This window comes from Streptomyces swartbergensis (assembly GCF_002148965.1).
In the GTDB taxonomy this organism is placed as follows: Bacteria; Actinomycetota; Actinomycetes; order Streptomycetales; family Streptomycetaceae; genus Streptomyces; species Streptomyces swartbergensis.
On sequence record NZ_NGFN01000348.1, the window covers coordinates 1 to 8,959 of the forward strand.

Below are 8,959 nucleotides of genomic sequence, written 5' to 3' on the forward strand. Positions count from 1 at the left end.
GCCCAAGACACCGAGGCCCGCTGCCGCGCTTACGAGCAGGTCGACGGCCGGGGCAAGGCCATGGACGCGACGGCCTGGAAACGCCTCGTCGAGGCCGCGGGCGGTGCGAGGAACGTCACGGAGTACTGCGCCGAGCAACTGGCCCGGGCCGAGGCGAAGCCCGGCAGCACCGCCAAACCGGAGAAGAGCGCGGAAGCCCCCGGTTCCACCGGCGCCGACAACCGCTCGGGCAACGCGGACACGGGCGCGGGCAACGCGGACAACGGATCGGGCAACGCGGACAACGGATCGGGTGCCGCGCAGAGCGGCGGGAACGGCGCTGCCGACGGCGCCTCGTCGGGGGGCCAGGGCAAGCCCGCCCAGCCCAACGACCGCCGTCCGTAGCGGATTTCGGCAACAGCAGCCGGAGAGTCACGTCTCGGCGCCCGGCCGCACCGCCCGGCTGCCTGGCCTGTGGGAGTACCGCATCCTCGAGAAGTACAACAACCTTGTCCGGCAGCTCGCCGGCGGGTGAGGTGGTTGCCATGACCTCTTCGTATCCCGCCGCTCTGCCCCTGCTGATCGGCATCGTCGCCGCCGCCGTGACCGCCTTCGGTCTCACCGGATACGGCTTCTCGGCGATCGGCAGGGGCGGCCCGGGGGCCGTGGCACGCGGCGGCGCCGCGCTCGCCGGAGCCCTCGCCGCAGTCGCCTACGTCTGGGGCCTGGTGGCGCTCTTCCTGGACGACAGCGGCACCGCCCAGGCCTGCCAGGACGCGAACCCCACGCTGTACGGGCACGTGAGCGGCTACAGCGTGTCCTATCTGCCGCCTGCCCTCAACTGCCGCATGTCGTCAGGTGGTTCGTACTCGGCAGCTGTCCCCGGCTTCCTCACGCCCGTGATGACGGGCTGTGCGGTGATCGCGGTGACGCTCGTCCTGATCGCCGTCGCCGAAGACCGTCGAAGCACCACGTCCGAGCATCCCGAGAAGAGGACCACGTGAGCGCCACTCCCGCCCGCTCGGCCAACGGGTGGGTATGGAGACCGCCGCCGACCGGGGCGGTCCATCGCTGCCCGGCCGTGCCGGGCACCCTCGGAGAGCATCCCGAATCCCACCCGTCGAAGCGCTGCGCCGTTGATGCCACTGTGAGACAGCACTCATCGGACTGCACCATGGACCAGTGCGGAACGCGCCGCTTCGAAGGCGCCCGCAAGCTGACGGCCGACGGCCGCAGCGACCTGCGCGGAGACGGCCGAGGCCGCCACCCCCCACAGGAGAGGCCCCGGCCGTCGCGCGGTACGGGCCGCGCGGCGGCCCGTACTACCTACAGCGCCCGGGGTGGGTTTTGTGTCACACCCCACCGTGTCACGGCTTAGTTGCATCCCGGGCGGACATGGACGGGGAGTGGTTTCAGGTCGTAACGTGCCTTTCGCGCCAACGCGGAGGCACCAAGACCACCGCAACCACCCGCGGTCTTGCTACCGCAACCACCTGCGGTCTTGCTACCGCAACGACCTGCGGTCCTGTTACCGCAACCATCAATTGAGGAACCACGACGGCGAGAACCCGGCCCGCGAAAGCGGCGCCGGCTCAGGCGCAGAAGGGCGCGCGGTGCTGGGGGACGACGCGGAGCTGACCGCCGCGGTGCGCGCGGCACAGGACGGAGACGAGAACGCGTTCCGGACTGTGTACCGGGCCGTGCACCCGCGGCTGCTCGGGTATGTACGGACGCTGGTCGGCGAGCCCGACGCCGAGGACGTGACGTCCGAGGCCTGGCTGCAGATCGCCCGGGACCTGGAGCGGTTCACCGGCGACGCGGACCGGTTCCGCGGCTGGGCCGCCCGGATCGCCCGCAACCGCGCGCTGGACCACATACGCATGCGCGGACGCCGCCCCGCGATCGGCGGCGACGAGACGGAACTGACCGGCCGGGCCGCCGAGTCCGACACCGCCGGCGAGGCCATCGAGGCGCTCGCCACCGACGGCACGTTCTCCCTGATATCCCGGCTGCCGCAGGACCAGGCCGAGGCGGTCGTGCTGCGCGTGGTCGTGGGGCTGGACGCGAAGACCGCCGCGGAGACCCTCGGCAAGCGCCCGGGCGCCGTCCGTACGGCGGCCCACCGGGGTCTGAAGCGGCTCGCGGAACTGCTCGGCGAGGATCCGGAGGCCGATCCGGAATCGGCCGGGGTGCTCGACGCTCTGCCGCCGCAGCGAGAACCGTCCGGCGGTGCCATGGCGTCCGCACGGGTGACGCAAAGCGTCGCGCGGACGCAGAAGGATGTGTGATGGCCGACGAGCAGTACTGGTGGCTGGACCGTGAAACGGCGGAGCGTTTGCTGAGCGGAGAGCCACTCGAAGCTGTCGACGGCGCCGCGCCGGGCGAGGCCGAACGGCTCGCCGCAGCGCTCCGCGCGCTCTCCGCCTCACCCCCTCTGACCAGCGAGGAACTCCCCGGTGAGGCCGCGGCGATGGCCGCCTTCCGCAAGGCGCGCGCGGAACGCGCCGACACCGGAGCGGCCCCCGCGACCGACGGCGGACAGGCTCGTAGCGAGGTCGCCGACGCCGGGCTGGTCCGGATCGGAACCCCGCGCGGCAGCGGCTCCGGCGACGTCCGGCGGCCTCGCCGGGTCCGTCCCGCGCGCCTCGCCCTGGCCGCCGTGCTGGCCGTCGGCATGGCCGGCGGTGCCGCCCTCGCGGCCGGAACCGGAGCCCTGAAGGCACCGTTCGGCAACGACGATCCCCACCCCGGCTCCTCGATCTCGGCCGCTGCCACTCCGCCCGAGCGCCCGCTGATGTCGCCCTCGCCGAGCGACGCCGCGCAGGGCGGGTCCACGCCCGACGACACCCCGAGCGGCGGCTCGACGGGCGGCGCCGGTGACCCCGGACGGGACGTGGCAGGCGACGACCCGGCCCCGAAGCCCAGTTCCGGCGACGGGGGAGACCGCCCCGGCGACAACCGCAGGGATATCGCTTCCGCCTGCCGCGACCTGCGCGACGGCAAGCGGCTGGACGCCGACCGCAGGCGCGCCCTGCGGGACGCGGCGGGCGGCTCCCGGGTGTGGAAGTACTGCAACGGCGTCCTGTCCGGGTCCGGCGGCCGCTCCGGCGAGCGGCATGACGAGGACACGGACCGGCGCCACCGCGAGGACAGGTCCGGCAAGCAGGACCGCAAGCGGGACGAGGCCGAGAAGAAGGCCGAGAAGCGGGCCGAGAAGCAGGCCGAGCGGAAGGCCGGGAAGCGGGCCGAGGAGCGTGCCGGGAGGCAGGGCGGCGACGATGACGCCGCGGACCGCGGCAGGTCCACGCGGTCTCTCGCACCCCTGCGACCTGCGGTTTCGTACTCCGTGAAAATCTCCTCGCCGAGGGTGTGACGTTTTCGGCCGCCCCGGCGCAGTAATGAGTGAGCCGACTGGTCATCGGCCGTCGCACGGAGCCGGGGTTCCCCCCGTACCTACGGCTCGTGCACCTGAGCGCGGGCGGGACACGTTCCCCCGGTCCCGCCCGCGCCCCAATTCCCCCTCCGCGTCCTCACCAGGACACGACGACCTTGTCGCCGTCGCGGACCTGCGCGTACAGCTCCGCGATCGCCCCCTCGTCCCGTACGTTGACGCAGCCGTGCGAGGCGCCCGCGTAGCCCCGGGCCGCGAAGTCGGGGGAGTAGTGCACGGCCTGGCCGCCGCTGAAGAACATCGCGTAGGGCATGGGCGAGTCGTAGAGCGTCGACACGTGGTCGCGGGACTTCCAGTAGATGGAGAACACACCCTCCCGGGTCGGTGTGCCTTTCGAGCCGAAGCGGACCGCCATCGTCGACACGGTCCGGCCGTCGATCATCCAGCGCAGCGTCCTGCTGGTCTTGTCGACGCACAGCACTCGCCCGGTCGTGCAGCGCGGGTCGGGCGGATCGGCCGGCTGGCCGCCCATGAGGTACAGCTCCCAGGTGCCCGGCTCGCGGGTCATCCGCAGCAGCCGCTGCCAGGTGACGGTGTCGGTCCGCCCGGTGCGCGGCAGCCCCCGCTTGCCCTGGAAGCCGCTGACCGCCCGCTTGGTCGACTCGTCGTACGTCCCGGTCGGTCCCTCGAAGAGCCAGGCGACCTGCCGCAGCCGGGCCTGGAGTTCGCGGACGTCCCGGCCGGTGTCGCCGCGGGACCACAGCACGCGGGGCGGGACCGGGGCGGCGCTCGGCTTGTCGTCGCCGGGCGGAGTGGCRGGAGCCGTGCCCGGTCCGCCGTCGTCGCCGTCGGGGCTGCGGTCCGGGGACGGGGTGTCGCCGGGTAACTCGATGCGCACCGGTGAGCGGCGCTTCCCGTCGCCGTCGGGGGGCTGCACGGTACAGCCGGCCAGCACGGCCACTCCGGCGACTGCCACTGCGATCGCTGCTCTCCCCATGCCCGTGGTACGCACGCGGCCCTCCGTCGTCTCACCGGTGTGCCCGGATGTCACCTGAGATGTTCCCCTGGGGTGACCCGTCGCGAACCAGGGGGCATGGTGGTGAGCGAGGTCCCTACAGTCCGTCCTGCGGGAGGCATCAGACCATGGCGCGCGAGTCGGAGTCCGGACTGCCCATCGAACCGGTCTACGGACCGGACGACCTGCGGGACTGGGACCCGGCGCAGAAGCTGGGGGAGCCGGGGGCGTATCCCTTCACCCGTGGCGTGTACCCGACCATGTACACCGGCCGGCCCTGGACGATGCGCCAGTACGCGGGCTTCGGCACGGCCACCGAGTCCAACGCCCGCTACCGGCAGCTGATCGCCCACGGCACGACGGGCCTGTCGGTCGCCTTCGACCTGCCCACCCAGATGGGCCACGACTCCGACGCCCCGCTCGCGCACGGCGAGGTCGGCAAGGTGGGCGTCGCCGTCGACTCGATCGACGACATGCGGGTGCTGTTCGGCGGCATCCCGCTGGACCGGGTCTCGACGTCGATGACGATCAACGCCCCCGCGGCCCTGCTGCTGCTCCTCTACCAACTGGTCGCGGAGGAGCAGGGCGTCGCCGCCGGCCGGCTGACCGGCACGATCCAGAACGACGTCCTGAAGGAGTACATCGCGCGCGGGACGTACATCTTCCCGCCGAAGCCCTCGCTGCGCCTGACCGCCGACATCTTCAAGTACTGCCAGGCGGAGATCCCGAAGTGGAACACGATCTCGATCTCCGGCTACCACATGGCGGAGGCAGGCGCGAGCCCGGTGCAGGAGATCGCCTTCACCCTCGCCGACGGCATCGAGTACGTCCGCACGGCGGTGGCGGCCGGCATGGACGTCGACGACTTCGCGCCCCGCCTGTCCTTCTTCTTCGTCGCCCGTACGACCCTCCTGGAGGAGGTCGCCAAGTTCCGCGCCGCGCGCCGGATCTGGGCACGGGTGATGAAGGAGGAGTTCGGCGCCAAGAACCCCAAGTCGCTGATGCTGCGCTTCCACACGCAGACGGCGGGCGTCCAGCTGACGGCCCAGCAGCCGGAGGTGAACCTGGTCCGCGTCTCGGTCCAGGCCCTGGCGGCGGTCCTGGGCGGCACCCAGTCCCTGCACACCAACTCCTTCGACGAGGCGATCGCGCTGCCCACGGACAAGTCCGCGCGCCTGGCCCTGCGCACCCAGCAGGTCCTCGCCCACGAGACGGACGTGACGGCGACCGTCGACCCCTTCGCCGGCTCCTACGTCGTCGAGAGGATGACGGACGACGTGGAGGCGGCGGCCGTCGAGCTGATGGCCAAGGTCGAGGAGCTCGGCGGCGCGGTCGGCGCCATCGAGCGCGGCTTCCAGAAGAACGAGATCGAGCGCAGCGCCTACCGCATCGCCCAGCAGACCGACTCCGGCGAGCGGGTCGTCGTCGGCGTCAACCGCTTCCAGCTCGACGAGGAGGAGCCGTACGAGCCCCTGCGCGTCGACCCCGCCATCGAGGCCCGGCAGGCGGAACGCCTCACCAGGCTCCGCGCGGAGCGCGACCAGCCGGCGGTGGACGCAGCCCTGGCCGCCCTGAAGAAGGCCGCCGAGGGCGAGGACAACGTCCTGTACCCGATGAAGGACGCGCTGCGGGCCCGTGCGACGGTCGGCGAGGTGTGCAACGCCCTGCGGGAGGTGTGGGGGACGTACGTCCCGAGCGACGCGTTCTGATTCACCTGCTGCCCCCGTGCGACACTCCCTTCCATGTTCGGTGTCATCGATCTGCCCACCTACCTGGCGGGCCTCGTCCTGATCGTTCTGCTGCCCGGTCCCAACTCCCTGTACGTCCTGTCCGTCGCCGCCCGGCGCGGTGTGCGGGCCGGGTACACCGCCGCGGCCGGGGTCTGGTGCGGGGACACCGTGCTGATGACGCTGTCGGCGGCCGGGGTGGCGTCCTTGTTGCAGGCCAACGCCGTGCTGTTCGGGATCGTGAAGTACGTGGGGGCCGGCTATCTGGCGTGGCTGGCCGTAGGCATGCTGCGGGCCGCGTGGGGCATGTGGCGCACGCGTGCGGAGCGGTCCGCCGGTACGGAGGCTCCCGCGCCCGTCGGGGAGCGGCCCTTCCGCCGTGCCTTCGTGGTCAGCCTGGTCAACCCCAAGGCGATCCTGTTCTTCGTCGCCTTCTTCGTGCAGTTCGTCGACCCGGGGTACGCCTATCCCGCCCTGTCCTTCGTCGTCCTCGGCACTCTCGCCCAGCTCGCCAGCGTGCTCTACCTCAGCGCGCTGATCTTCGGCGGCACCAGGCTGGCCGCCGCCTTCCGCCGCCGCAGGCGTCTGTCGGCGGGAGCGACCTCGGCGGCGGGCGCGTTGTTCCTCGGATTCGCGGTGAAGTTGTCCCTCGCGAGTGCCTGATCAGAGACCGGCGCGCCCCAGGTACTGCCGCAATCCGTCACCCGTGTCGCCCGCCCAGCCGACATAACCGTCCGGCCGCACCAGGAACAGGCCCTTGCTGTACGTCGCCTGCTCCGCCCCGCTGACCCCGTGCACCGGCTCCGGCAGCGCCGGCGCCTTGGTCCCCACCGCCACCAGCGTCCAGTGCGGTCCCCGGAAGGCGTCGAAGAGCCGTACGCCGTCCAGCTCGCCGTCCGGTGCGCGGTCGCCCGCCCGGAGGGCGGTCGGGGCGGTACGCGTCTCCTGCGTGAGTGACGAGTCCCGGTATCCCAGCCCCAGTTGACGGGTGGCCTCGCCGCGCCGTGTCTCCCCGCGGTGGACGCTCGTCGACAGGGCGAGCATGTCCGCGGCGATCGGCCGCCGTTCCTCCTCGTAGGTGTCGAGGAGCGACGCCGGCGCGCCGCCCGTCAGCACCGCGCCCAGCTTCCAGCCCAGGTTGTAGGCGTCCTGGACGCTGGTGTTGAGGCCCTGGCCGCCGGCCGGGGAGTGCACGTGCGCCGCGTCGCCGGCGAGGAAGACCCGCCCGGAGCGGAAGCGGTCCGCCAGGGCCGCCCGGGGGCGGAAGTCCGAGGCCCAGCGCACCTGGGTCACGGCCTGCGGCGCGAGGTGCGAGCGGGCGGCGACGACCTTCCATATGCCCTCCAGGGAGAGGTCCGGGGTCGTGCCCTCCGGGAACCGCGCCACCAGTTGGAAGTCCTCCGTGCCGGCGAGCGGGCAGATCGCGAGGAAGCCGTCGCCGTCCCCGCCCGGCGGGAAGACGTGCCAGTTGTCCCGGTCCAGGCCGCTGATCCGGACGTCCGCCACCAGGGTCGGGTTCGGGTCCACGGTCTCGCCCGTCATGCCGATGCCGAGCAGCCGGCGTACCGTCGAGCGGCCGCCGTCCGCCGCGACGGCGTACCGGGCGGTGACGGGCTCACCGGAGGCGAACTCCGCGCGGACCCCGTCCGCGTCCTGCGTCAGGCCCACGACCTCCCGGCCGAAGGCCACCTTCCCGCCCAGCTCCTCCAGCCGTGCCCGCAGGATCTGCTGCGTGCGCCACTGCGGCACCATCCACGGCCCGGTGTACGGCGAGTCCTCGCTCGCCTCGGCCGGGTCGAACATCCGGTGCTCGCCCGCCCGCCTGCCGTCCTGCCAGATCATCCCCACCGGGTAGGGGCCGCCCGCCGCGCGGATCGCGTCGAGCACGCCCAGGTCGTCGAAGACCTCCATCGTGCGCGGCTGGATGCCCTTGCCGCGCGAACCGGGGAACAGCGCCCCCGCCTGCTCGACCACGAGCGCGGCCACCCCACGCCGGGCGAGATCGATGCCGAGCGCCAGACCGGTCGGGCCCGCGCCCACCACCAGTACGTCCGTGTCCATGAGCCACCCTCTCCTTAACGCTGTTAAGTGCCGTCGCTCCAGAGCGTCGCCTTAACGGTGTTAAATTGTCAAGCGTGAGTACGGAACGACGCGCGCCCCTGGACCGCCGACGGGTCGCGGACACCGCGCTGCGGTTGCTGAACGAGGTGGGCCTGGACGGCCTGACCCTGCGCGCCATCGCCCGGGAACTGGACGTGAAGGCGCCCGCCCTCTACTGGCACTTCAAGGACAAGCAGGCGCTCCTCGACGAAATGGCGACGGAGATGTACCGCCGGATGGTCGCCGGGGCCTCGTTCGACCCGGGCGACACCTGGCGGGAACGGCTGCTGAAGGCCAACCGGGGGCTGCGTGCCGCCCTGCTGGACTACCGGGACGGCGCCAAGGTGTTCAGCGGCTCACGCTTCACCGGCATCGAACATGCCGGGCAGATGGAGGACAACCTGCGCCTGCTGACGGCCGCCGGCTTCACCCTCGCCCAGGCGGTCCGGGCGCTCACCACGGCGTATCTGTACACGCTGGGCTTCGTCACCGAGGAGCAGGGCGTCCAGCCGCTCCCGGGTGAGCGGCGCGAGGGTTACGACGTGGACGAACGCGCCCGCCTGATGGCCGACTTTCCCTTGTCGGCCCAGGCGGGCGCGGAGATCTTCGAGGACTACGACGGGCACTTCGAGGAGGGACTCGCCCTGGTGATCGAGGGGATCGGGGCGCGGTACGGGGTCTCATGACACCCGGTTCAGGACCGCTGCGCGCGTGCCCGCCGTACGGCCCGGGTGACCACGGGGGGCA

General features: G+C 72.4%; 8 protein-coding genes and 1 pseudogene. 7 read left to right on the top strand and 2 right to left on the bottom strand.

Translation table 11 applies throughout. The features are described 5' to 3' along the window. From CA983_RS35840 to CA983_RS35855, 4 genes and pseudogenes are all read left to right on the top strand, one after another. A pseudogene (locus CA983_RS35840) lies at positions 1-384 on the top strand (hypothetical protein); the annotation flags it as partial. 140 nt (positions 385-524) lie between these two features. Beyond that, positions 525-983 carry a hypothetical protein gene (locus tag CA983_RS35845; RefSeq protein ID WP_086604920.1) on the top strand — a complete coding sequence of 153 codons (459 nt, stop codon included), beginning with the start codon at positions 525-527 and terminating at the stop codon, positions 981-983. Between the two features lie 609 nt (positions 984-1,592). Continuing rightward, the gene (locus CA983_RS35850; RefSeq protein ID WP_086604921.1) at positions 1,593-2,267 is read left to right on the top strand and encodes an RNA polymerase sigma factor; all 675 of its coding nucleotides are present in this window, start codon (positions 1,593-1,595) and stop codon (positions 2,265-2,267) included. After that, on the top strand, positions 2,267-3,352 hold the full coding sequence (locus CA983_RS35855) for a hypothetical protein (protein WP_086604922.1): 1,086 nt from the start codon (positions 2,267-2,269) through the stop codon (positions 3,350-3,352). Before CA983_RS35850 ends, CA983_RS35855 begins: the two co-directional genes overlap by 1 nt. Before the next feature lie 157 nt (positions 3,353-3,509). Here the strand turns inward: CA983_RS35855 and CA983_RS35860 are convergent, their stop codons facing one another. Beyond that, entirely contained in the window at positions 3,510-4,367 is an 858-nt protein-coding gene (locus CA983_RS35860; RefSeq protein WP_086604927.1) for a L,D-transpeptidase family protein, read from the bottom strand. A 146-nt stretch (positions 4,368-4,513) separates the two neighbouring features. Between CA983_RS35860 and CA983_RS35865 the strand changes: the two genes are divergently transcribed. Together CA983_RS35865 and leuE are read left to right on the top strand one after the other, a co-directional pair. Then, entirely contained in the window at positions 4,514-6,094 is a 1,581-nt protein-coding gene (locus tag CA983_RS35865) for an acyl-CoA mutase large subunit family protein (protein ID WP_086604923.1), read from the top strand. A 33-nt stretch (positions 6,095-6,127) separates the two neighbouring features. Then, positions 6,128-6,775: a leucine efflux protein LeuE gene (gene leuE / locus CA983_RS35870; RefSeq protein WP_086604924.1), complete on the top strand. Its 648-nt coding sequence runs from the start codon at positions 6,128-6,130 to the stop codon at positions 6,773-6,775. On the opposite strand, the gene CA983_RS35875 is transcribed toward leuE, so the two are convergent. Then, the gene (locus CA983_RS35875; protein WP_086604925.1) at positions 6,776-8,173 is read right to left on the bottom strand and encodes an FAD-dependent oxidoreductase; all 1,398 of its coding nucleotides are present in this window, start codon (positions 8,171-8,173) and stop codon (positions 6,776-6,778) included. A gap of 74 nt (positions 8,174-8,247) precedes the next feature. Here CA983_RS35875 and CA983_RS35880 point away from each other — a divergent pair, with 74 nt between their 5' ends. Then, on the top strand, positions 8,248-8,898 hold the full coding sequence (locus tag CA983_RS35880) for a TetR/AcrR family transcriptional regulator C-terminal domain-containing protein (protein ID WP_086604926.1): 651 nt from the start codon (positions 8,248-8,250) through the stop codon (positions 8,896-8,898). Positions 8,899-8,959 lie beyond the last annotated feature (61 nt).